The sequence below is a fragment of the Streptomyces sp. NRRL B-1140 genome, assembly GCF_001280065.1.
In the GTDB taxonomy this organism is placed as follows: Bacteria; Actinomycetota; Actinomycetes; order Streptomycetales; family Streptomycetaceae; genus Streptomyces.
Genome location: NZ_LGEA01000162.1, coordinates 152,920 through 175,457, shown reverse-complemented (window position 1 = coordinate 175,457; position 22,538 = coordinate 152,920). Strand labels below are relative to the sequence as shown.

The 22,538-nt window shown below is 71.2% G+C and carries 19 protein-coding genes; 12 read left to right on the top strand and 7 right to left on the bottom strand.

Annotated elements, in window-relative coordinates; all coding sequences use genetic code 11:
* Positions 1 to 151: 151 nt before the first annotated feature.
* Positions 152 to 1,138 carry a DeoR/GlpR family DNA-binding transcription regulator gene (locus tag ADK65_RS35260; protein WP_078956303.1) on the top strand — a complete coding sequence of 329 codons (987 nt, stop codon included), beginning with the start codon at positions 152 to 154 and terminating at the stop codon, positions 1,136 to 1,138.
* Between the two features lie 502 nt (positions 1,139 to 1,640).
* On the opposite strand, the gene ADK65_RS35255 is transcribed toward ADK65_RS35260, so the two are convergent.
* Complete coding sequence (locus ADK65_RS35255) at positions 1,641 to 3,413, bottom strand: acetyl/propionyl/methylcrotonyl-CoA carboxylase subunit alpha (RefSeq protein WP_053675487.1); 1,773 nt, start codon at positions 3,411 to 3,413, stop codon at positions 1,641 to 1,643.
* A 336-nt stretch (positions 3,414 to 3,749) separates the two neighbouring features.
* Between ADK65_RS35255 and ADK65_RS35250 the strand changes: the two genes are divergently transcribed.
* Positions 3,750 to 4,226 carry a hypothetical protein gene (locus ADK65_RS35250; protein WP_053675610.1) on the top strand — a complete coding sequence of 159 codons (477 nt, stop codon included), beginning with the start codon at positions 3,750 to 3,752 and terminating at the stop codon, positions 4,224 to 4,226.
* On the opposite strand, the gene ADK65_RS35245 is transcribed toward ADK65_RS35250, so the two are convergent.
* The 4 genes from ADK65_RS35245 to ADK65_RS35235 form a co-directional block, all read right to left on the bottom strand.
* Positions 4,195 to 4,815, bottom strand: coding sequence for a nucleoside triphosphate pyrophosphatase (locus tag ADK65_RS35245; RefSeq protein ID WP_053675485.1), 621 nt, complete (start codon positions 4,813 to 4,815; stop codon positions 4,195 to 4,197). The genes ADK65_RS35250 and ADK65_RS35245 overlap by 32 nt on opposite strands.
* A gap of 32 nt (positions 4,816 to 4,847) precedes the next feature.
* On the bottom strand, positions 4,848 to 4,976 hold the full coding sequence (gene mmpB / locus ADK65_RS39700) for a morphogenic membrane protein MmpB (RefSeq protein WP_107092457.1): 129 nt from the start codon (positions 4,974 to 4,976) through the stop codon (positions 4,848 to 4,850).
* 112 nt (positions 4,977 to 5,088) lie between these two features.
* Entirely contained in the window at positions 5,089 to 5,298 is a 210-nt protein-coding gene (locus tag ADK65_RS35240; RefSeq protein ID WP_053675483.1) for an acyl-CoA carboxylase epsilon subunit, read from the bottom strand.
* Between the two features lie 25 nt (positions 5,299 to 5,323).
* On the bottom strand, positions 5,324 to 6,928 hold the full coding sequence (locus ADK65_RS35235) for an acyl-CoA carboxylase subunit beta (protein ID WP_053675481.1): 1,605 nt from the start codon (positions 6,926 to 6,928) through the stop codon (positions 5,324 to 5,326).
* 110 nt (positions 6,929 to 7,038) lie between these two features.
* Between ADK65_RS35235 and ADK65_RS35230 the strand changes: the two genes are divergently transcribed.
* Together ADK65_RS35230 and ADK65_RS35225 are read left to right on the top strand one after the other, a co-directional pair.
* On the top strand, positions 7,039 to 7,905 hold the full coding sequence (locus tag ADK65_RS35230) for a biotin--[acetyl-CoA-carboxylase] ligase (RefSeq protein ID WP_053675480.1): 867 nt from the start codon (positions 7,039 to 7,041) through the stop codon (positions 7,903 to 7,905).
* Between the two features lie 284 nt (positions 7,906 to 8,189).
* Positions 8,190 to 9,296 carry an adenylate/guanylate cyclase domain-containing protein gene (locus ADK65_RS35225; protein WP_053675478.1) on the top strand — a complete coding sequence of 369 codons (1,107 nt, stop codon included), beginning with the start codon at positions 8,190 to 8,192 and terminating at the stop codon, positions 9,294 to 9,296.
* Between the two features lie 38 nt (positions 9,297 to 9,334).
* Here the strand turns inward: ADK65_RS35225 and ADK65_RS38345 are convergent, their stop codons facing one another.
* A complete protein-coding gene (locus ADK65_RS38345; protein ID WP_199825757.1) occupies positions 9,335 to 10,243 on the bottom strand; it encodes a hypothetical protein in 909 nt (302 codons plus the stop codon).
* A 233-nt stretch (positions 10,244 to 10,476) separates the two neighbouring features.
* On the opposite strand from ADK65_RS38345, the gene ADK65_RS35215 reads away from it, so the two are divergent.
* From ADK65_RS35215 to hutH, 3 genes are all read left to right on the top strand, one after another.
* Positions 10,477 to 11,277 carry an enoyl-CoA hydratase/isomerase family protein gene (locus ADK65_RS35215; RefSeq protein WP_053675476.1) on the top strand — a complete coding sequence of 267 codons (801 nt, stop codon included), beginning with the start codon at positions 10,477 to 10,479 and terminating at the stop codon, positions 11,275 to 11,277.
* Positions 11,278 to 11,420: 143 nt separating this feature from the next.
* On the top strand, positions 11,421 to 12,569 hold the full coding sequence (locus tag ADK65_RS35210) for a GGDEF domain-containing protein (RefSeq protein ID WP_053675474.1): 1,149 nt from the start codon (positions 11,421 to 11,423) through the stop codon (positions 12,567 to 12,569).
* A 119-nt stretch (positions 12,570 to 12,688) separates the two neighbouring features.
* The gene (gene hutH / locus ADK65_RS35205; protein ID WP_053675472.1) at positions 12,689 to 14,227 is read left to right on the top strand and encodes a histidine ammonia-lyase; all 1,539 of its coding nucleotides are present in this window, start codon (positions 12,689 to 12,691) and stop codon (positions 14,225 to 14,227) included.
* 43 nt (positions 14,228 to 14,270) lie between these two features.
* On the opposite strand, the gene ADK65_RS35200 is transcribed toward hutH, so the two are convergent.
* Positions 14,271 to 14,585, bottom strand: coding sequence for a hypothetical protein (locus ADK65_RS35200; protein WP_199825756.1), 315 nt, complete (start codon positions 14,583 to 14,585; stop codon positions 14,271 to 14,273).
* Between the two features lie 109 nt (positions 14,586 to 14,694).
* On the opposite strand from ADK65_RS35200, the gene ADK65_RS35195 reads away from it, so the two are divergent.
* The 5 genes from ADK65_RS35195 to ADK65_RS35175 all read left to right on the top strand — a co-directional run bounded on the left by ADK65_RS35195 (position 14,695) and on the right by ADK65_RS35175 (position 22,456).
* Positions 14,695 to 15,024 (top strand): hypothetical protein, encoded by a 330-nt coding sequence (locus tag ADK65_RS35195; RefSeq protein ID WP_053675468.1) that lies wholly within the window; start codon positions 14,695 to 14,697, stop codon positions 15,022 to 15,024.
* A gap of 280 nt (positions 15,025 to 15,304) precedes the next feature.
* On the top strand, positions 15,305 to 16,552 hold the full coding sequence (locus ADK65_RS35190; RefSeq protein ID WP_053675606.1) for a L,D-transpeptidase: 1,248 nt from the start codon (positions 15,305 to 15,307) through the stop codon (positions 16,550 to 16,552).
* Positions 16,553 to 16,695: 143 nt separating this feature from the next.
* Positions 16,696 to 18,147, top strand: a complete 1,452-nt coding sequence (locus ADK65_RS35185; protein ID WP_053675465.1) for an ABC transporter permease — start codon at positions 16,696 to 16,698, stop codon at positions 18,145 to 18,147.
* A gap of 103 nt (positions 18,148 to 18,250) precedes the next feature.
* Positions 18,251 to 18,934, top strand: coding sequence for an ABC transporter ATP-binding protein (locus tag ADK65_RS35180; protein ID WP_053675463.1), 684 nt, complete (start codon positions 18,251 to 18,253; stop codon positions 18,932 to 18,934).
* Between the two features lie 267 nt (positions 18,935 to 19,201).
* Entirely contained in the window at positions 19,202 to 22,456 is a 3,255-nt protein-coding gene (locus ADK65_RS35175) for a S8 family peptidase (protein WP_053675604.1), read from the top strand.
* The last annotated feature ends 82 nt before the right edge of the window (positions 22,457 to 22,538 follow it).

Here is a 22,538-nt window from a genome sequence, read left to right as displayed (position 1 = left end):
CCTCCCTGGTCACGGGGAGTGTTCGACCATTCGTACGGCATAGGCGGCGGGACTAGGCCCTATACCACTTCCCGCTGCTTGTTGCGAACATCTTCTGCTATTCAGCGCAAACTGCTGAAAGCAGACGGTCGCTGGCGTTACTGTCAGTTTCGTGTTCGCTGCAGAACGTCGCCAATTGATCCTCGAAATGGTGCGAGCGAACGGGGCCGTGTCGCTCCGTGAGCTCGCCCGCGTCGTCCAGACCTCCGAAGTGACCGTACGGCGGGACGTGCGCGCGCTGGAGGCAGAAGGACTCCTCGACCGCCGGCACGGCGGTGCGGTACTGCCGGGCGGTTTCACGCGGGAGTCCGGCTTTCCGCAGAAGTCTCATCTCGCGACCGCCGAGAAGACCGCCATCGCCGACCTCGCCGCGAACTTCGTGGAAGAGGGGGAGGCGATCGTGGTCGGGGCGGGTACGACGACCCAGGAGCTGGCCCGCCGGCTCGCCCGGGTGCCCGGGCTCACGGTCGTCACCAACTCCCTCCTCGTCGCCCAGGCGCTGGCCCATGCCAACCGGGTCGAGGTCGTGATGACCGGCGGTACGCTCCGCGGTTCGAACTACGCGCTGGTCGGGAGCGGGGCCGAGCAGTCCCTGCACGGGCTGCGGGTGTCGCGGGCGTTCCTGTCCGGGGCGGGTCTGACCGCCGAGCGCGGGCTGTCCACGTCCAACATGCTGTCGGCGTCCGTCGACCGGGCGTTGGTGCAGGCGGCCGCGGAGGTCGTGGTCCTCGCCGACCACACCAAGCTCGGCACCGACACCATGTTCCAGACCGTGCCGACGGATCTCATCACGCGCCTCGTCACGGACGAACCGCCCGCCCATGACGACCGTGCGGCCACCGAACTCCAGGCGCTGGCCGACCAGGGCGTGCAGATCGCCGTGGCCGGTGGGCAGGGGGGTTCGGCCGGGTCGGGTGCCGGGGGCCCAGGGGGTGATGCCGTCCCGGCGCGTCAGCAGCGCCGGGATGTGCCGGTGCCGGGGCCTCGACGGCAGGTGCCCGGGGGTGGGGGGCAGTTGAGGTCTGCTTCTGCCTCGATGCTGGGTGAGCAGGGGCCCGGGGCGGAGCGGGCGAGGGTGGCGGATCTGCGGAGGCGTTGACGCCCAGGGTGGGCTGAGCTGCGGTTTGCTTTCCCGTACCCGGCGCTGTCGCTGGGGCGGGGTGGGCCCGCAACCCGGCGAAGCGGGGTGCCGCTGCGCCCACCCGTGCCGCCCTTAGCGGCACGATTGCCCGCAGCTAGGGGGCCGAGAGAGCGGCCTCCCGCCGCGCCTGCGGCGCGAGCCACGACGCGCCCGCACCCGCCGTCGGACGGAAGGGGCCGTGTCGGGGGGTGTCCGCCCGCAGCGGTTGTCGCGTCAACGGACAGTCAGTCGGTGTGCAAGCCCATCGCGACGTTCCGAGGACGGACACCCCCCGGCGCGGCCCCGACCCAGGCCCTCGCCGTAGGCGCTCGTTCACCCACCCGGCGTGGCCTCGACCCATCCCTGAGAGATAGGCCGAGCCCCCACCTCTGCGCCCCGACCCGCCCCCGAGAGGTAGACCGGAAACACCGAGGCGCGGCCCCACCCCACCGGGGTAGGTGCCGCGCCAAGTGTGTGGGTGTCAGTCCTTGATCTCGCAGATCGCCGCACCCGACGTCACCGACGCGCCGATCTCCGCGCTCAGGCCCTTGATCGTGCCCGACCGGTGCGCGTTCAGCGGCTGCTCCATCTTCATGGCCTCCAGGACGACGACCAGGTCGCCCTCCTTGACCTCCTGGCCCTCCTCGACGGCGACCTTGACGATCGTGCCCTGCATCGGGGAGGCGAGGGTGTCGCCGGACGCCACCGGGCCCGACTTCTTCGCCGCGCGGCGCTTCGGCTTGGCGCCCGCCGCGAGACCCGTACGGGCCAGCGACATGCCCAGCGACGACGGCAGGGAGACCTCGAGGCGCTTGCCGCCGACCTCGACGACGACCGTCTCGCGCCCCGGCTCCTCGTCCGTGTCCGCATCGGCCGGCGCCGTGAACGGCTTGATCTCGTTGACGAACTCCGTCTCGATCCAGCGGGTGTGGACCGTGAACGGGTCGGACGAGTCCGTGAGCTCCGGCGCGAACGCCGGGTCCTTCACCACCGCACGGTGGAAGGGGATCGCCGTCGCCATGCCCTCGACCTGGAACTCCTCCAGCGCGCGGGCGGCCCGCTGCAGCGCCTCCTTGCGCGTCCGGCCGGTGACGATCAGCTTGGCCAGCAGGGAGTCCCACGCAGGGCCGATGACCGAACCGGACTCCACACCCGCGTCCAGACGGACACCCGGGCCGGACGGCGGGGCGAACGTCGTGACCGTGCCGGGGGCCGGGAGGAAGTTGCGGCCCGGGTCCTCGCCGTTGATGCGGAACTCGAAGGAGTGGCCGCGCAGCTCCGGGTCGCCGTAGCCGAGCTCCTCGCCGTCGGCGATGCGGAACATCTCGCGCACGAGGTCGATGCCGGCGACCTCCTCGGTGACCGGGTGCTCCACCTGGAGACGCGTGTTGACCTCCAGGAAGGAGATCGTGCCGTCGAGGCCGACGAGGAACTCGACCGTGCCGGCGCCGACGTAGCCGGCCTCCTTGAGGATCGCCTTGGAGGCGGAGTACAGCTCCTCCATCTGCGCGTCGGACAGGAAGGGGGCCGGGGCCTCCTCCACCAGCTTCTGGTGACGGCGCTGCAGGGAGCAGTCACGGGTGGAGACGACGACCACGTTGCCGTGCTGGTCGGCCAGGCACTGCGTCTCCACGTGCCGCGGCTTGTCCAGGTACCGCTCGACGAAGCACTCGCCCCGGCCGAACGCGGCGACGGCCTCACGGACCGCCGAGTCGTACAGTTCCGGCACCTCTTCGAGGGTGCGGGCGACCTTCAGACCGCGACCGCCACCACCGAACGCGGCCTTGATCGCGATCGGCAGACCGTGCTGCTCGGCGAACGCGACGACCTCGTCGGCACCGGACACCGGGTCGGGCGTGCCGGCCACCAGCGGGGCACCCGCGCGCTGCGCGATGTGCCGGGCGGCGACCTTGTCACCGAGGTCGCGGATGGCCTGCGGCGGCGGGCCGATCCAGATCAGGCCCGCGTCCAGGACCGCCTGAGCGAACTCGGCGTTCTCCGAGAGGAAGCCGTAGCCGGGGTGGATCGCGTCCGCGCCCGACTCGCGGGCGGCGCCCAGCACCTTCTCGATGTCGAGGTAGCTGGTGCCTGGCGTGTCACCGCCCAGGGCGAACGCCTCATCCGCGGCGCGGACATGCAGAGCGTCCCGGTCCGGGTCGGCGTAGACGGCCACGCTCGCGATACCGGCATCCCGGCAGGCCCGGGCCACGCGGACAGCGATTTCGCCACGGTTGGCGATGAGCACCTTGCGCACGATTGAGGCTCCCTCCTTGAAACAAGCCGAGTTTAGGGACAGCCGACACGACACTTCGACCCGTCCCCAGTGGTGAGCTTGCCCACACGGAGCGTGATACGTGGCTCGCTCGACCCGCGAAATCCCTTGTCGCACCGCGGTACGCAGTACTCCTGCGGGAAACCCTAGCCGTCTCCTGTGGTCAAGGTCTCTGTCATCACGTGCTGCGGGCCACTCGGTTTCTTTGTCGAGTCCCTACGAATGGCCCAATGATTCTTTGCCCGCCACCGGACCCTTGTCCCCCGGTTTACCCGTTAGTAGCGTTCGCGGTGTCCTAGAGGGAAGAGGGTGGGCCCGGTGATACGCAGGCCGGTGGCGTGGGTCGTGGCGGTGGTGCTGTTCGCGGAGGCGTTCGGCGTCGCGGCGCTGAACTGGTTCCTGGGGATGGTCGTCGACCGGCAGGACATGTCGCTGGCCGGGCTGGACCCGCACATGATGTCGGTGTCGTCGAAGATCGGCGGGATCGCCTTCGGCCTCTACTACGCCCTGTGCGGCCTGGTCGCCCTGCTGGTGGCGCTGCGGGACCGGCCCCCGGCGGGCCTCGGGCGCGTGCTGCTGATCAGCGCGGCGGTCGTGCACGGGCTGCTGGGCGCGGTCACCTGGGGACTCGTCGGCTGGACCGCGTTCCTGTTCATGGTGCTGGTCCTCGCCCTGATCGTGCTGCTGCTGATGACGTACGACCGTCCGGCAAAGCCCGCCGACGCCCCGCCCGGGGGCGGGAAGAGCGGCGACGGCTCCCCGGTCAGCTCTCCGCCGGCGCCCACAACTGGGTGATGCCGACCCCCAGGTCGGCCAGCAACCGCCGCAGGAGCGGCAGGCTGAGGCCGATGACGTTGCCGTGGTCGCCGTCGATGCCGTCGATGAACGGAGCCGAGCGGCCGTCCAGGGTGAACGCCCCGGCCACGTAGAGGGGTTCGCCCGAGGCGACGTACGCGGCGATCTCCTCGTCGGTGGGGTCGCCGAAGTGGACGACCGTGGACGCGGTGGCGGAGACGTACCGGCCGCTCAGCGTGTCGTAGACGCAGTGGCCGGTCTGCAGGGTGCCGGCCCGGCCGCGCATCGACTTCCAGCGGGCGGTGGCCTCCTCGGCGTCGGCGGGCTTGCCGAGGGCCTGGCCGTCCAGGTCGAGCACCGAGTCGCAGCCGATCACGAGCGCGCCCTTGACCTCCGGCCGGGCCGCCACGACGGAGGCCTTCGCCTCGGCCAGGGCCAGCGCCAGCTCGGCGGGGGTGGGAGCGGTGACGGCGCCCTCGTCGACGCCGCTCACGATCACCTCGGGGGCGAGGCCGGCCTGGCGGAGCAGGCCGAGCCGGGCGGGGGACTGGGAGGCGAGGACGAGTCGGCGGCGCGGCTGATCTGTCATGCGTTCAGCGTATCGGCGTCACCCGGCGCGTCTCACCTCACGCCGATCACGATCATCCCCAGCACCATGGCCAGGGCCAGGAGAACGCTCAGCCGCCGCAGCATGTCCTGCATGTCACGCATCTCTTCGGGCGGTTCGTTCTCGGGGTCGGACCACAGCATGTCACCAGCGTGCGGCCTGGCAGGGCGGGGCGCCTGAGTAGCGGTACTCAAATCGGCGCCCCGCGTCGTTCCACCGTGCGCGGGTACCTCCGCGCCCCTCGGGACGGGAGCTCTAGCCCGGCCAGTAGGTGCGGCCCCACGCCGACGGCCCCGGCTGGGGCAGGCGGTGGGCCGCGATGCGGGACGGGTCGGACCAGGAATCGCGGGACGCGGGCGCGCCGGGCGGGGCGGCTGCCGCCGCCGCGGCGCGCGCCCTGACCACCGCCAGGGCGGCGGCCAGCTCCTCCGGGGTCGGGTTGCCCCGTACGACCTTGATCGTCATGTGGGCCTCCTGGGCTCGCTGCGGACTAGAGGGGGATGTTGCCGTGCTTCTTCGGAGGCAGGGATTCCCGCTTCGTGCGCAGTTGACGCAGACCCCGCACGACGTGCCGGCGGGTCTCGGACGGCATGATCACGGCGTCGATGTAACCGCGCTCGGCCGCGACGTAGGGGTTGAGGAGGGCGTCCTCGTACTCCTGGATCAGCCGGGCCCGGACCGCCTCCAGGTCCTCGCCGTTCGCCTCTGCCTCCGCGATCGTGCGGCGGTGCAGGATGTTGACCGCGCCCTGGGCGCCCATGACGGCGATCTGGGCGGTGGGCCAGGCGAGGTTGAGGTCCGCGCCCAGGTGCTTGGAGCCCATGACGTCGTAGGCGCCGCCGAAGGCCTTGCGCGTGATGATCGTGATGAGCGGCACGGTCGCCTCGGCGTAGGCGTAGATCAGCTTGGCGCCGCGGCGGATGATGCCGTCGTGCTCCTGGCCGACGCCGGGCAGGAAGCCGGGGACGTCGACGAACGTGATCACCGGGACGTTGAAGGCGTCGCAGGTCCGCACGAAGCGGGCGGCCTTCTCGCTGGCCTTGATGTCCAGACAGCCGGCGAGTTGCGTCGGCTGGTTGGCGATGATGCCGACCGGGTGGCCCTCGACCCGGCCGAAGCCGGTGACGATGTTCGGCGCGTACAGCGGCTGCGTCTCGAAGAACTCGGCGTCGTCCAGGACGTGCTCGATCACCGCATGCATGTCGTACGGCTGGTTCGCGCTGTCCGGGACGATCACGTCCAGCTCGCGGTCCTCGTCGCTGACCTCCAGGTCGGCCTCCTCGGGGAAGACCGGTGCCTCGGAGAGGTTGTTGGACGGCAGGTAGGACAGCAGCTGCTTGATGTACTCGATGGCGTCCTTCTCGTCGCCCGCCATGTGGTGGGCCACGCCGGAGGTCGCGTTGTGGGTCCGGGCGCCGCCCAGTTCCTCGAAGCCGACGTCCTCGCCGGTGACGGTCTTGATGACGTCGGGGCCGGTGATGAACATGTGCGAGGTCTGGTCGACCATGACCGTGAAGTCGGTGATGGCCGGGGAGTAGACCGCGCCGCCCGCGCACGGCCCGACGACCAGGCTGATCTGCGGGATGACGCCGGAGGCGTGGGTGTTGCGGCGGAAGATCTCGCCGTAGGCGCCGAGCGAGGCGACGCCCTCCTGGATCCTCGCCCCGCCGGAGTCGTTGATCCCGATGACCGGGCAGCCGGTCTTCAGGGCGAAGTCCATGACCTTGACGATCTTCTGACCGTAGACCTCGCCGAGGGCACCGCCGAAGACGGTGAAGTCCTGCGAGAACACGGCGACCGGGCGGCCGTCGACGGTTCCGTACCCGGTGACGACGCCGTCGCCGTACGGGCGGTTCTTGTCGAGGCCGAAGTTCGTGGAGCGGTGCCGGGCGAACTCGTCGAGCTCGACGAAGGAGCCCTCGTCGAGCAGGAGCTCGATCCGCTCACGGGCCGTCAGCTTGCCCTTGGCGTGCTGCTTTTCGACGGCACGTGCGGAGCCGGCGTGTGTCGCTTCCTCGATGCGTCGCTTCAGATCCGCGAGCTTGCCCGCGGTCGTGTGAATGTCGGGCTGCTGCTGCTCTTCCGGCTCGGACATCGGGATGCGGCTCCCTGCCTGCTCAAAAGGGGGGACGGTTACTCATCCGTAGACTAGTGGGGTGCCTCCACATCGGCAGTGCGGCGTTTACCACACCTAGGGTGGCTTGCATGACGCCGCGAGATGCATCAGAGCCGAACGGAAGCCGTTGGTCCGACCTGGACCGTCCGCCCCTCAACGTCACCGCCCTGCGCCGGGGTCTGGTGCGGCCGGGAGAGCTGTGGTCGGAGGTGGACGTGGTGCAGCGCACCGGCTCCACGAACTCCGATCTGGTGGCCCGGGCGGAGAAGGGGGAGGCAACCGAGGGCGCGGTGCTGATCGCCGAGGAGCAGTCGGCCGGGCGCGGGCGCCTGGACCGGCAGTGGACGGCGCCTCCCAGGTCCGGTCTCTTCTTCTCCGTCCTGCTCACGCCGGGCGAGGTGCCGGTGGCGCGGTGGGGCTGGCTGCCGCTGCTCACCGGGGTGGCCGTGGCGACGGGACTGTCCCGGGCGGCGGGCGTGGACACGGCCCTGAAGTGGCCGAACGATCTCCTGGTCACGGTGGGGGAGGACGAGCGCAAGGCCGGCGGCATCCTGGCCGAGCGGGCCGGCGACGGCGGAGTCGTCATCGGCGTCGGCATCAACGTCTCGCTGAAGGACGACGAGCTGCCGGTGCCGACGGCGGGGTCACTGCGCCTGGCGGGGGCGGTGAGCACGGACCGGGACACGCTGCTGCGGGGGGTGCTGCGCTCGCTGGAGGACTGGTACGGCAAATGGCGTGCCGCCGGAGGCGACCCGGGGGAGTGCGGGTTGCACGAGGCATATGCGGCCGGGTGCGCGACGCTCGGGCGGGTGGTGCGGGCGGAGTTGCCCGGGGACCGCGCGATCGTGGGGGAGGCCGTCGCGGTGGACGGCGACGGGCGGTTGGTGCTGGCGACGGAGGCGGGCGTGCAGGAGCCCGTCGGGGCCGGGGACATCGTGCATCTGCGGCCGGCTTGAGCCGAGGCCGGGTGGGACCGCGGTCCGGCGGAGCGGGATGCCGCTGAGGCTGGCCGCGGGCCAGGTGCTTCCAGCCCGTCCGGCGATTGAGGACGAGGCCGTTCAGGCCGAAAGCGGGGGCCTGGGGGCGGCATCCCCCAGAGGGCCCGGCACCAACGCCGAGCACCGGACAATCCCGGGCACCCCACCCCCCGGCCGGACCTCACGGAGTGAGCTGGCGCACACCTGCCGTAGAGTTGAGGCCGGTCGATACATGACCGTGACAGATCGGAAGGGCAACACGCGTGACCGTCGACGACTCGGGTTCCGGCGAGGACGCGCAGGGCGCCGACTCCGGCGAGGATCCGCTCGCCCTGCGCCTCGAAGGGCTCATCCTGGGCGCCGAGCGCCGCTACACCCCGTTTCAGGCGGCCCGCAGCGCCGGTGTCTCCATGGAGCTGGCCTCCCGCTTCTGGCGGGCCATGGGCTTCGCCGACATCGGTCAGGCCAAGGCCCTCACCGAGGCCGACGTCCTCGCGCTGCGACGCCTGGCCGGCCTCGTCGAGGCGGGCCTGCTGAGCGAGGCGATGGCCGTACAGGTGGCCCGGTCCACCGGGCAGACCACCGCGCGGCTCGCCGAGTGGCAGATCGACTCCTTCCTGGAGGGGCTGACCGAGCCGCCCGAGCCGGGGATGACCCGCACCGAGGTGACGTACCCGATCGTCGAGCTGCTCCTGCCCGAGCTGGAGGAGTTCCTGGTCTACGTCTGGCGCCGCCAGCTCGCCGCCTCGGCGGGACGGGTCGTGCAGGCGGCCGACGACGAGGAGATGGTCGACCGGCGCCTGGCCGTCGGCTTCGCCGACCTGGTCGGGTTCACGCGGCTGACCCGCCGTATGGAGGAGGAGGAGCTCGGCGAGCTGGTCGAGGCCTTCGAGACCACGGCCGCCGACCTGGTGGCGGCGAACGGCGGGCGGCTGATCAAGACCCTCGGCGACGAGGTGCTCTACGCCGCGGACGACGCCGGCACGGCCGCCGAGATCGCCCTGCGGCTGATCGAGACCATGGCGCACGACGAGACCATGCCGGAGCTGCGCGTCGGCATGGCGTTCGGCACCGTGACCACCCGGATGGGTGATGTGTTCGGTACGACCGTGAACCTTGCCTCCCGGCTCACGTCGATAGCTCCGAAGGACGCCGTGCTGGTGGACACCGCCTTCGCCGAGGAGCTCATCCGTACGCAGGACGCCCCGGCCTCGGAGGCGGAGGCGGCCGAGGAGGCCGCGGCGGCGGAGAAGGAGGGCGAGGAGCCCCCGGAGTACCGGTTCGGGCTGCAGCCGATGTGGCAGCGGCCGGTGCGTGGGCTGGGCGTCGTGGAGCCGTGGCTGCTCACGCGCCGGGACGGCGCGCCGTAGCCGGTTGTCGGCGTTGACCGGGACCCGTCGGCGGGTCGTCAGGGCAGGTCCGTCGGCGGGTCCACGCACAGACCGATGACCGGCACGCACAGGCCCGGGTCGCGCGGTTCCCCCGGCTCTTCCGGCTCGGGTGCCGGGGCCGGTGCGGTCCGGCTCGGTGGCGCGTGCGGGGCCGGGGCCGGAGGCCGGGCGCCGCCCTCCCGCGAGGCCGTCGGATTCGGGGCGGCGGTGTTCGGCGTGTCGGGCATCGTCGTGGCGGCGGGGGCCGCGGTGGTGCCGGTGGCCGGGGTGCCGGCCGTGGTGCGGCTGCCGGTCGTCGTGGCCGGGGAGGGCCGTGCGCCCTGGGCGACCGGTGACGAGGTCAGGCCGCCGAGGGCCGTCGGCGAGGAGGGGCTCGCGTCGGGGACGGCCGGGGAGGCCGCCGCCGTGGAGGCGTCGTCGGTGGGGGTGGTGACCGGATCACGGCGGGGCCCGGCCTCGAGGGTGCCGGTGTCGGAGCCCGGTCCGGAGGTCAGGCGCAGGAGGCTCAGGGCGCCCGCGGCGAGGGCGAGGCCGCCGGCGGCGAGCAGGACCCCGCGGGGGCGGGGCTTGCGATGGCGCCCTCGGACGCGGGGGTGGAGGAAGCCGGTCTCGGCCGGGGCCAGGTCGCGAGGCGTACGCGGCTCACGCCGGTGTGGCGCCGCGGCGGTGTCGAGGAGCTCGGGGCGCTTGCGTGGACGCGGCGCGGCGGCGGCCGCCTGCGGTGCGGGAAGCCCATGTCGATGGGGTGGTGGCGTGGCGTGGTGGGGCGCGTGCTCGGGGCGGTGTGATGCCTTCGTGCCGCGATCGGGTCCGGGGTCGGGGCGGTGCGGTGCCGTCGTGCCCCGTGGGGGACCGGGCTCCCGCCGGTGCGGTGCCGTGGTGGCTCTGGTGTCCCCTCGTGGCCTCGCCGGTTGCTTCGTCGTCATCGCGCTCCCTCCCCGGAGACGGTCCTCCCCACAGCGCCCGCGCCCCCTGTGCGCCCGTGGGGGACCGCACGCTATGCGCTCCCATGGGCGGTTGGGGCGGAGTCGGGACGATGTCACCCGGACGGGTGGACGGGGGGTGGCGGAAGCCGGGCGAGTCCGCCCTTTCGCGGGCCGGGTGCGGCTGCGATGATCGAAGCGTCGACCTTGTTAACCCGCGTTAACCGGAGGGTGTCATGAGTGAGGAACGGTTCGGGGAGTTCGTGCTGGTGCGGCGGCATGAGCAGGGGCATGTCGCGGAGCTCGTCCTCGACCGGCCCAAGGCCATGAACGCGGTGTCGACGCAGATGGCGCGGTCCATCGCCGGGGCCTGTGCGGCGCTCGCGGAGGACCGGGACGTGCGGGCGGTCGTGCTGACCTCGACGCATGAGCGGGCCTTCTGTGTCGGGGCGGACCTGAAGGAGCGGAACTCCTTCAGCGACGCGGATCTGCTGCGGCAGCGGCCGGTGACGCGGGGGGCCTACACCGGCGTGCTGGAACTGCCGGTGCCGACGGTGGCGGCGGTCCACGGGTTCGCTCTCGGCGGCGGGTTCGAGCTGGCGCTGGCGTGTGACGTGATCGTGGCGGACCGGACGGCGGTGGTCGGGCTGCCGGAGGTGTCGGTGGGGGTGATCCCCGGGGGCGGGGGCACGCAGTTGCTGCCGCGGCGCGTCGGGGCGGCCCGGGCGGCCGAGCTGATCTTCTCCGCGCGGCGGGTGGAGGCTGCCGAGGCGGGCGAGCTGGGGCTGGTCGATCAGCTGGTCGAGGAGGGGCGGGACCGGGAGGAGGCGCTGGCGCTGGCGGCGCGGATCGCCGGGAACTCGCCGGTGGGCCTGCGGGCGGCGAAGCGGGCGTTGCGGCTCGGGCAGGGGCTGGACCTGCGGGCCGGGCTGGAGGTCGAGGACGCGGCGTGGCGGGCGACGGCCTTCTCGGGTGACCGGGCGGAGGGCGTCGCGGCCTTCAACGAGCGGCGCAAGCCGCAGTGGCCGGGGGAGTGAGGGGAGGGCCGGTTGCCCGGCGGCACGACCGCCCACAGCCGCACTGCTCCCTTGTGAATGCCGCCCGCCCGCTGTGAACCCCCGTCCTCCCCGTTCGCCCCGTCAAGAGAACGGTTTGGCTGAAAACTCCCTAGCCTGGAGTGATGGGTGAGGACAGACGGCTCGCGGCCGTCGTCGCGTTGGCTCAGGGGATGGCGGCCGCGCACGGGTCACGTGAGGCGTGGCGCGCCGCGGCCACCGGGGCGTGCCGGGCACTGGGCGGGAGTTTCGCCGCGCTGTCGGTGTGGGAGCGCGAGCTCGGGCGGCTGCGGGTCCTGGTGAACGTGGGCGAGCTGGCCGAGGGGGAGGAGGAGTTCCCGGAGGACGAGGCCTACCCGGTCCACCAGTTCGCGGAGATCACCGAGTTCCTGCACGAGCGGTGGGCCGGTGGCGGGGAGCCCGACGCGTGGGTGGAGACCGCCGAGGGGCCCGGCGCCGGGCGGCCCGGGTACTGCCACCAGCGGGTCGCCGCCCTGCGCCGCCGCGGCCGGGGCTGCTGTGTGGTCGCGCCCATCGTGCTGCACGGACGGGCCTGGGGCGAGCTGTACGTCGCCCGCCCGGCCGGTGAGGCCGTCTTCGGGCGGGGCGACGCCGACTTCGCCACCGTGCTGGCCTCCGTCGTGGCCGCCGGCCTCGCCCAGACCGAGCGGCTGGAGGAGGTCCGGCGGCTCGCCTTCACCGACTCCCTCACCGGGCTCGCCAACCGCCGCGCCGTGGACGTGCGCCTGGAGCGGGCGATCGAGCGGCACCGCCGGGACGCCGCCGTGGTCAGTCTCGTCGTCTGCGATCTGAACGGGCTCAAGCGGGTCAACGACACCCATGGGCATGCCGCGGGGGACCGCCTCCTGGAGCGGTTCGGGTCGGTGCTGTCGCTGTGCGGGGCCATGCTGCCCGGGGCGCTGGCCGCGCGGCTGGGCGGGGACGAGTTCTGCCTGCTCGCGGTCGGGCCGCCCGCCGACCAGGTCGTGAAGGCGGCCAACGAACTGTGCCGCAGAGCCGCCGAGTTGGAGCTCGGGGACGGGGTGGCCTGTGGGGTCGCCTCCACCGAGGACCCGATCGGGCCGGTGCGCTCGGCCCGTCGGCTGTTCCGGCTCGCCGACGCCGCCCAGTACCGGGCCAAGGCCGAGCGGGCGGCCGGGCCCGTCGTCGCGGGGCGGGCCGGGCCCGACGATCCCGTCGTACGGCTCGCGGACGAGCCGTCCCAGGAGGCGGGTGGTGAACGCCGACGGTTCCGGGGCCGGCACGCGCCCTGATCCCACCCGGGTGGCACGACGTACTCGGTCACCGGCGGTGTGACGCATTCGGTAAGGGGTGAACGCCGCCCCCAGTGGTGACATCATCGAATTCACTGCGTACGCTCCTGAATATGGATATGCACACTGTGGTGGTGGGGACGTCCGGGACGACGGCGTCCGACGTGCTCGCCGTGGCGCGCGGCGGCGCCCGCGTCGAGCTCTCCGAGGAGGCCGTGGCCGCCCTCGCCGCGGCCCGCGAGATCGTGGACGCGCTGGCGGCCAAGCCGGACCCCGTGTACGGCGTGAGCACCGGCTTCGGCGCCCTGGCGACCCGGCACATCAGCCCGGAGCTGCGCGCTCAGCTGCAGCGCAACATCGTCCGCTCGCACGCCGCCGGGATGGGCCCGGCCGTCGAGCGCGAAGTCGTCCGCGCCCTGATGTTCCTCCGGCTGAAGACGGTCTGCTCCGGGCACACCGGCGTCCGCCCCGAGGTCGCGCAGACCATGGCCGACCTCCTCAACGCCGGGATCACCCCGGTCGTGCACGAGTACGGCTCCCTCGGCTGCTCCGGCGACCTCGCGCCGCTGTCCCACTGCGCCCTCGCGTTGATGGGCGAGGGCGACGCCGAGGGCCCCGACGGTGTCGTACGCCCCGCCGCGGAACTCCTCGCCGCGCACGGCATCCAGCCGGTCGAACTGCGCGAGAAGGAGGGCCTGGCCCTCCTCAACGGCACCGACGGCATGCTCGGCATGCTGGTGATGGCCCTGGCCGACCTGGACACGCTCTACCGGTCCGCCGACGTCACCGCCGCCCTGTCACTGGAGGCCCTGCTCGGCACCGACAAGGTCCTCGCGCCCGAGCTGCACGCCATCCGGCCCCACCCGGGGCAGACCGCCAGCGCCGCCAACATGCTGGCCGTGCTGAAGGGATCGGGCCTGACCGGCCACCACCAGGACGACGCCCCGCGGGTGCAGGACGCCTACTCGGTGCGCTGCGCCCCGCAGGTCGCCGGCGCCGGCCGGGACACCATGGCCCACGCCCGGCTGGTCGCCGACCGCGAACTGGCGTCCGCCGTCGACAACCCCGTCGTCCTCCCCGACGGGCGGGTCGAGTCCAACGGCAACTTCCACGGGGCGCCCGTCGCCTACGTCCTGGACTTCCTGGCGATCGCCGCCGCCGACCTCGGTTCCATCGCCGAACGCCGCACCGACCGGCTGCTCGACAAGAACCGCAGCCACGGCCTGCCGCCGTTCCTCGCCGACGACGCCGGTGTGGACTCGGGCCTGATGATCGCTCAGTACACGCAGGCCGCGCTGGTGAGCGAGCTGAAGCGGCTCGCCGTACCGGCGTCCGCCGACTCGATCCCGTCCTCCGCCATGCAGGAGGACCACGTCTCGATGGGCTGGTCGGCGGCGCGCAAGCTGCGCACGGCCGTCGACAACCTCACGCGCGTGATCGCCATCGAGTTCTACGCCGCCGCGCGCGCAGTGGAGTTGCGCGAGGGGCTGACCCCGGCGCCCGCGACGCGGGCGGCCATCGACGCGGCGCGAGAGGCGGGAGTCGAGGGGGCCGGACCGGACCGGTTCCTCGCGCCCGATCTCGCCGCGGCGGACGCGTTCGTGCGCGACGGGCGGCTGCTGGCCGCCGTGGAGAAGGTCACCGGGCCGCTCCAGTAGGGCGGTGGGGGTCCTGCCGTCCGGCGGGGCCCCTCAACGGCCGTCAGAAACCGAGGCGTTCCCGGCGTACCGAGTACACGACGAACCCGGCGCCCAGCGTCAGGCAGAAGGTCCCGCCGATCACGTACGGCGTGCTGTCGAAGGTGCCGGTGTCGGCGAGGCGCGCGTCGGTGACGGAGGCGTCGGCGGTCGTGGCCGCGATCCGGGCCTGCTCCGTGACCTGCGGCGACGGGTTCGTCGAGACCGCGTCTCTCACCGGGGAGTCCGGCGTCGCGTTCGCGGACGGGACGAACCACATGGCGCCCAGCAGGGACGCCGCGGCGGTGGCGGTCAGCAACGGGCGGCGAGCGGATGACACGGAATATCGATCCCCTTGTGACGTCGGCGAATTGGCCGTGTGGGGCGATGTTAGTGAAAGTCGCGGGTCACGGGAAAGTCACGGGAGGACCTGGACGTACGCTCCCGCCATGAGCACACCAGAGACATCACGTTTTGTACGGCTTCGGGTGGAACTCGTTCTCGAGGTCGACGACGCGGACGCGGTCACCAAGGCCGCGCTGCGCCGGATCGCCGGCGAGGAAGGGATGCCGGCGGCGGAGCGGGCCCACACCGAGAGCGCTGTGACGGAAGACACCGCGGAGGCCCTCGCGTACCTCGTGGACCCGTTCGACCTGGTCAGCGAGGTGCCGGGGGTGGAACTCCAGCAAGCCTCCTGGAGCAGCGAGCGGGTCGACCACGACCCCGAGTCGCCGGACTGGGACCTCGACGAGGATGATGGCGAGGACAGCGACGGCTGAACCGTCCGGGAACTCGTGGCCCCGGGGGGCAACCGCCGCCCGGGTTTTTCGCGTCTCAAGCGGCGCACCGACCGCACCTGTAACGCCGGCACCACCCGTCACGACGTGGTGATCCCCACACCTGCGCGACCTGGGGAACCGGACGAGCCGGCCGTAGCGTTGAAAGTTCCGGATGAGGACTCACGAGTTCCGGCGGGGGCACTCAGTGGTGACGGGGCACTCGGTGGTGACGGGGACACTCGGGGTTTTGGGGAAATCGGCAACGATGGAGAAGCGTGTGATGACGGTCAGTAAGCGGCGCAAGGGCCTGACGGTCGCGTCCGCACTGCTCGGCGGAGTGCTGGTGCTCTCGGCGTGTTCGGGTGGCGACGACGACGCCTCCGGGGGTAGCGGCGACAGCTCCCAGTCGAAGGTGGACGAGGCCGCGGCGAAGAAGACCTCCGAGGCGCAGATCAAGATCACGCCCGAGGACGGCTCCGACAACGCCTCCATCAACAACTCCGCCGCCGTCACCGTGAGCAAGGGAACGCTCACGAACGTGAAGATGACGACGAACGAGGGCAACGAGGTCAGCGGCCAGATATCCGCCGACAAGAAGAGCTGGAAGCCCAGCACGCAGCTGGAGCGGTCCACCACCTACAAGCTGGCGGCCGAGGCGAAGGACTCCGACGGTCGCGTCGCCCACGAGAACGCCTCGTTCACCACGGTCTCTCCGGCCAACAGCTTCATCGGCAACTTCACGCCGGACGACGGCACCACCGTGGGCGTCGGCATGCCGGTGTCGATCAACTTCGACAAGGCGATCACCAACAAGGCCGCGGTCCAGAAGGGCATCAAGGTCAGCACGACCAGCGGCCAGGAGGTCGCCTGCCACTGGTTCAACGCCAACCGCATGGACTGCCGGCCCGAGGACTACTGGAAGGAAGGCTCCACCGTCACGCTGAAGCTCGCGCTCGACGGCGTCGAGGGAGCCAAGGGCGTCTTCGGCGTCCAGCAGAAGACGGTCACCTTCAAGATCGGCCGCAACCAGGTCTCGTACGTCGACGCGAAGACCAAGAAGATGAAGATCACGCAGGACGGCAAGGTCGTCCGCACGATCCCGATCTCCGCCGGCTCGCCCGAGAACAAGACCTACGAGGGCATCATGGTGATGTCCGAGAAGTTCAAGGAGACGCGCATGAACGGCGCGACCGTGGGCTTCACGGACGACGACGGCAAGGGCGAGTACGACATCAAGGATGTGCCGCACGCCATCCGCCTCTCCAGCTCCGGCACCTTCATCCACGGCAACTACTGGGGCGCGAAGTCCATCTTCGGCAGCGTGAACACCAGCCACGGCTGCGTCGGCCTGCAGGACGCCAAGGGCGCCAACGACCCGAACACCCCGGGCGCCTGGTTCTTCAAGAACTCGATGCTCGGTGACGTGGTGGTCGTCCAGAACACCGGCGACAAGACCGTCGCGCCGGACAACGGCCTCAACGGCTGGAACATGAACTGGGCCGACTGGAAGGCGGGCTCGGCCGTCTGACGGCGCGCCGCATCTCGCCACTCGGCTGACGAAAGGCCGCCGCCCGCCCCGGACGAGGGGTGGGCGGCGGCCTTTCGGCTGTTCTCATGCACCTCTTATGCGTGGCTCAAGCCCTCATCACACACCGCTCCTAGCTTGCGTCCATGTTCTTCACCTACCTGAGGCGCGAGTTGCGCCGCCGCAGAAAGGCGGCCCTCGTCGTCGCCTCCGGACTGGCACTGGGTATCGCGCTGGTCATCGTCGTGACGTCCGTTTCCGCCGGCATGGGCAGGGCGCAGGACAAGGTCCTCCAGTCGCTGTACGGGCTGGGCACGGACATGACCGTCACCAAGGCCGCGGCCCCGGCCGGGAGCAGCTCCGAACGGCCGCGCTTCCGCTTCGACGCCCAGGACGACGACTCGGGCGGTGAGCAGAGCAGCGACCGTGTCATGGTGCAGGGCTTCCAGACCCTGGCGGCATCGACGGTGGGCAAGGTCGACGCGCAGAGCGGCGTCGCGGACGCGGTGGGCGGGCTGAGCCTCCAGGTCGTCAAGGTCAGCGGTGCGTTCACGCGGGGCCGGTTGGAGCAGGGCGAAAGCGGCGGTGAGCAGGGCCGCGGCCGGGGCGGGGCGCTGCCCTCGCCGCAGGGCCGCGTCGAGGGCGGCGGCGCCGACTTCGACGTCAACAACTACTCGGTCTACGGGACCGACGTCACCAAGCCGGCCCTGGGCCCGCTGACCTCTTCGAAGATCACCAGCGGGCGTTCGTTCACGACGGCCGAGACGAACGCGAAGGTCGCCGTCGCCGACTCGGCGTACGCCAAGGAGAAGAAGCTCAAGACCGGCTCCACGGTCACCATCAAGGGCAGCAAGTTCAAGGTGGTCGGCATCGCCACGGCCGACAGCGGCGACGCGGCAGCGAACCTCTACATCCCGCTGAAACAGGCTCAGACTCTGGCCGGCGCCAAGGACAAGGTCACCACGGTCTACGTCAAGGCCACTGATTCGCAGCGGATCACCGGCGTCAAGTCGGAGATCCAGAAGAACATCCCCGGCACGACGGTCACCACCTCCGCCGACCTCGCCGGCACCGTCTCCGGCTCCCTGTCCACGGCCTCCTCCCTCGCCGCGCGTGTCGGCACGTGGCTCTCGATCACGGTGCTCGTGGCCGCGTTCCTGGTGGCGGGCCTGCTGACGTCCTCGGCGGTCTCCCGGCGGGTCCGCGAGTTCGGCACGCTCAAGGCACTGGGCTGGAAGTCGAGCCGGGTGACCCGGCAGGTGGTCGGAGAGGCGGTCGTCAACGGGCTGGTGGGCGGTGCGCTGGGGATCGCGCTGGGCCTGGCGGGGGCGTACGCGGTGACTGCCGTCAGCCCCACGCTGCAGGCGCAGTTGGGCGGGGGTGGGGCCGGTGGCGGCGGCTTCGGGGGCTTCAGGGGCGGTCCCGGCCGTGAGGCGGCGGGCAGGACCCTCGACGTCGCCCTCACCGCACCGGTCGCCCTGACGACGATCGCGCTGGCGGTGGGCCTCGCCGTCGCGGGCGGTCTGATCGCGGGCGCGTTCGGTGGCTGGCGGGCTTCGCGACTCCGGCCTGCGGATGCACTGCGCCGGGTCGAGTAGTGGCCCATTCAGCGGCGCGGGGCCCAGCGATATGCGGCTCCGCCCCATGCGCGCGACCAGCCCCCGCGGCCCGCACCCGAAAGACCATCCAAGGAGCCCAGCCATGTACGAACTAAGAGCCGTCACCAAGCACTACACCCGTTCCAAGGACACCGTGCAAGCCCTCGACGGCATCGACCTCACCATTCCCGACGGCGACCGGCTGGTCATTCAGGGCCCCACCGGTGGCGGCAAATCCACCCTGCTCCAGATGCTCGGCGGTCTGGACCGCCCCACCTCCGGACAGGTCGTCCTGGACGGCACCGATCTCGCCGCGCTGCCGGAGGCACGACTGACCCGGGTCAGAAGCGAAAGCATCGGTTTCGTCTTCCAGTCCTTCAACCTCATCCCGACGCTCACCGCGCAGGAAAACGTGGAGACCGCCCTCGTCCCGCTCGGCGTGAAACCGAGACAGCGACGCGAACAGGCCGCCGAGGCACTGAGGTCGGTCGGCCTCGGCGAACGCCTCGCCCATCTGCCCGGCGAGATGTCCGGCGGCCAGCAGCAACGCGTGGCCATCGCCCGGGCCCTGGTGAAACAGCCGAAGGTGCTCCTCGCCGACGAACCCACGGGAAATCTCGACGAATCCATGCGCGACGAGATCATGGACGTGCTCGAACGCATGTGGGAGGAGCTCGGTCTCACCTTCGTGATGGTCACCCACGACTCGGCGATAGCGCAGAAGGCCCCGCGTCTGGCGACGATCCGCAAGGGCCGGATCACCGTCAAGGAGAACGCGCGTGCGTAACCACGTGGCCCTGTAACGGAGTTCCGACGGCTGTGTAACAGTCGGCCGACGGATTTCTTACCTTCCTCTCATCTATTGAGCACGTGATCACCCCTCGGCATACTGCGTATTCCGGGGGGTGTACGTGCATGCGTACGAGACCACCCCCGGCCGGGTGAACGGGGAATTCACCCGGTTCTTCTGCAAGGGGGAAACTTGCGCAGACAAGTGAAAAGGGCATGCGCGGCAACGGTCGCCACAGCGGCTGCCGTGGCCCTGGCCGCGGGCATGACCAGCCCGGCGTCGGCCAGCGGCGAACAGGCGGCAGCGGCCGCCAAGCCGGCGTCCCTGACCGCCAAGCACCGCATCACACTGATCACCGGCGACCGCGTCGTCCTCGACGCCAAGGGCCGGGTCATCGGCCTGGAGCACGCCAAGGGCCGGGAGAACGTACCCGCCCAGGTCCGCAAGGTCGACGGCCACACCCTCGTCATCCCGGCCGACGCCGCCCGCCTCGTCGCCACGGGCAAGCTCGACCAGCGGCTCTTCGACGTCACCGAGCTGAACAAGTCCGCGACCCGCAAGGCCCAGAAGAAGGGCCTGAAGGTCATCGTCGGCTACCGGGGCAGCGCCGCCGGCACCAAGGCCGACGTCCGCGAGGCGGGCACCGTGAGCCGCACGCTGAAGTCCGTGAACGCGGACGCGGTGCAGACACCGCAGAAGGACACCGCCGAACTCTGGGACGCGGTCACCAACGGCGAGAAGACCGCCGCCGGGATCGCGCACGTCTGGCTCGACGGCGTCCGCAAGGCCAGCCTCGACAAGTCCGTCGCGCAGATCGGCGCTCCCAAGGCGTGGTCGGAGGGCTTCGACGGCAAGGGCACCAAGATCGCCGTCCTGGACACCGGTGTCGACGGCACCCACGACGACCTCAAGGGGCAGGTGATCGGCGCCAAGAACTTCACCACCGCGCCCGACACCTCCGACAAGGTCGGCCACGGCACGCACGTCGCCTCCATCGCGGCCGGCACCGGCAAGAAGTCCGGTGGCAAGTTCAAGGGCGTCGCGCCCGGCGCGAAGATCCTCAACGGCAAGGTCCTCGACGACGGCGGCTTCGGCAGCGACTCCGAGATCGTCGCGGGCATGGAGTGGGCCGTCGCCGAGGGCGCCGACGTCATCAACATGAGCCTGGGCGGCTTCGACACGCCCGCCGTCGACCCGATGGAAGCGGCGGTGAACAAGCTCTCCGAGGAGAAGGGCGTCCTGTTCGCCATCGCGGCCGGCAACGAGGGCGACTTCGGCGATCAGACCATCGGCTCCCCGGGCAGCGCCGCCGCGGCCCTGACCGTCGGCGCGGTCGACGACAAGGACAAGCTCGCCGACTTCTCCAGCCGCGGCCCCGGCATGGACGGTGCCCTCAAGCCCGACGTGACCGCCCCCGGCGTGGACATCACCGCGGCCTCCGCCCCGGGCAACCAGATAGCCCAGGAGGTCGGCGAGAAGCCGGCCGGCTACATGTCGATCTCCGGTACGTCCATGGCGACCCCGCATGTCGCGGGCGCGGCGGCGATCCTCAAGCAGCAGCACCCGGAGTGGAAGTACGCCGAGCTCAAGGGCGCCCTCACCGGCTCCACCAAGGGCGGCAAGTACACCCCGTTCCAGCAGGGTTCGGGCCGGATCCAGGTCGACAAGGCCATCAAGCAGTCCGTGATCGCCGACCCCGCCTCGGTGAGCTTCGGTGTGCAGCAGTGGCCGCACACCGACGACAAGCCGGTCACCAAGGAGCTGACGTACCGCAACCTCGGTACGAAGGACGTCACGCTGAAGCTGTCGTCGACGGCCACCAACCCGAAGAACCAGGCCGCCCCGGCCGGCTTCTTCAAGCTCGGCGCCACCTCGGTGACGGTCCCGGCCAGCGGCAAGGCCTCCGTGCCGTTCACCGTCGACACCAGGCTGGGCGGCACCGTCGACGGCGCGTACTCGGCGTACGTGACGGCGACGGGCGACGGCCAGACGGTCCGCACGGCGGCTGCGGTGCAGCGCGAGGTCGAGTCGTACGACGTGACGCTGAAGTTCCTCGACCGTGACGGCAAGGCGGCGAAGAACTACAGCGCCGACCTGTCCGGCATCGCGGGCCTGGGCAAGGGGAAGGAGGCAGCGCCGTACGACGAGGACGGCACGGTCACCGCCCGCCTCCCCAAGGGCACCTACATCCTGAACACGAGCATCTTCGTGGGCGACGACCCGGAGAAGTTCGAGGGCGTGGACTGGCTGGCCCAGCCCAAGCTGAACCTCACCAAGAACACGACCGTCACGCTGGACGCCCGCAAGGCCAAGCCGGTGGACATCACCGTCCCGGCCACCGGCGTCAAGTCGGAGTTCGCCTCGGCCGACTTCACGGTGGAGACCGACGACAGCAGCTCCGGCTTCGGCTGGTGGCTGGACTCCTACGACAAGTTCCGCAGCGCCCACGTCGGCCCGCAGATCACCGACGGTTCGGTGACCCAGCAGTGGGACGGCCACTGGTCCAAGGGCGGCAAGGAGGAGTACGACGTCATCGCCGGCGGCCCGGTCAAGCAGCTGGCCACCGGTTTCACCAAGCACTACAAGGCGAGCGAGCTCGCCACGGTGAAGGCAGGCCTCGGCGCCTCGGCGAGCGGTAAGAAGGGCTCGATCAACGCGGTGGGCTGGATGCCGTGGAGCTCCAGCGCCTCCTCGATCGGCCTCCAGCAGACCCTGCCGGGCACCCGCACACTCCACCTGTCCGCCCAGGGCGGCGTGAAGTGGCAGCTCGAATTCGCCCAGTCCGGCGGTGTGGACGCGGAGGGCTTCCCGGTCGACGAGGCCGCCTACGCGATGGGCACGCACACCTTCGCCGCCGGCAAGAGCTACTCCAAGACCGTGAACACGGCTGTCTTCGGGCCGCGTCTGTCCGGCGACTTCGGCGTCATCCGTGAGGGCGACCAGATCTACGGTTCCCTGCCGCTCTTCGCCGACGGCAAGGGCAACGTGGGCTACTCGAAGTTCTCCGCGGTCGACACGACCCTCTACCGCAACGGCACCAAGGTCGGCAGCAACGACGACCCGCTGTTCGGTGACAAGCAGTTCAAGGTCCCGGCCGCCGACGCCGAGTACAAGCTGACGACCTCGGTCAAGCGCAGCGTCAAGGTCGCGTCCGCTTCCACCCGCGTCGACGCGAGCTGGACGTTCCGCTCGAAGAAGACCAACGGCATCACGAAGCTGCCCGTCTCCACCGCCCGCTTCCTCGCGGCCACGGACCTGGACAGCAAGGCCCCGGCCGACAAGACCGTCAAGGTCCCGGTCACCGTCGAGGGCGCGGCCAAGGGCAGCAACCTGAAGTCGCTGTCGGTGTACGTCTCGTACGACTACGGCAAGACCTGGAAGAAGCTCACCGTCAAGGACGGCAAGGTGAGCGTCAAGAACCCGGCGAAGGGCAAGGGCATCTCCTTCCACGCCAAGATCGCCGACAAGAAGGGCAACAAGTCGACGATCTCGATCTACAACGCGTACTACGGCAAGTAGCACGCGCGGCAAGCACGCAGTGACGTAAGCGCGTCACCGGCCCGTCGGGAGCTTCGGCTTCCGGCGGGCCCGTCGCGTCAGT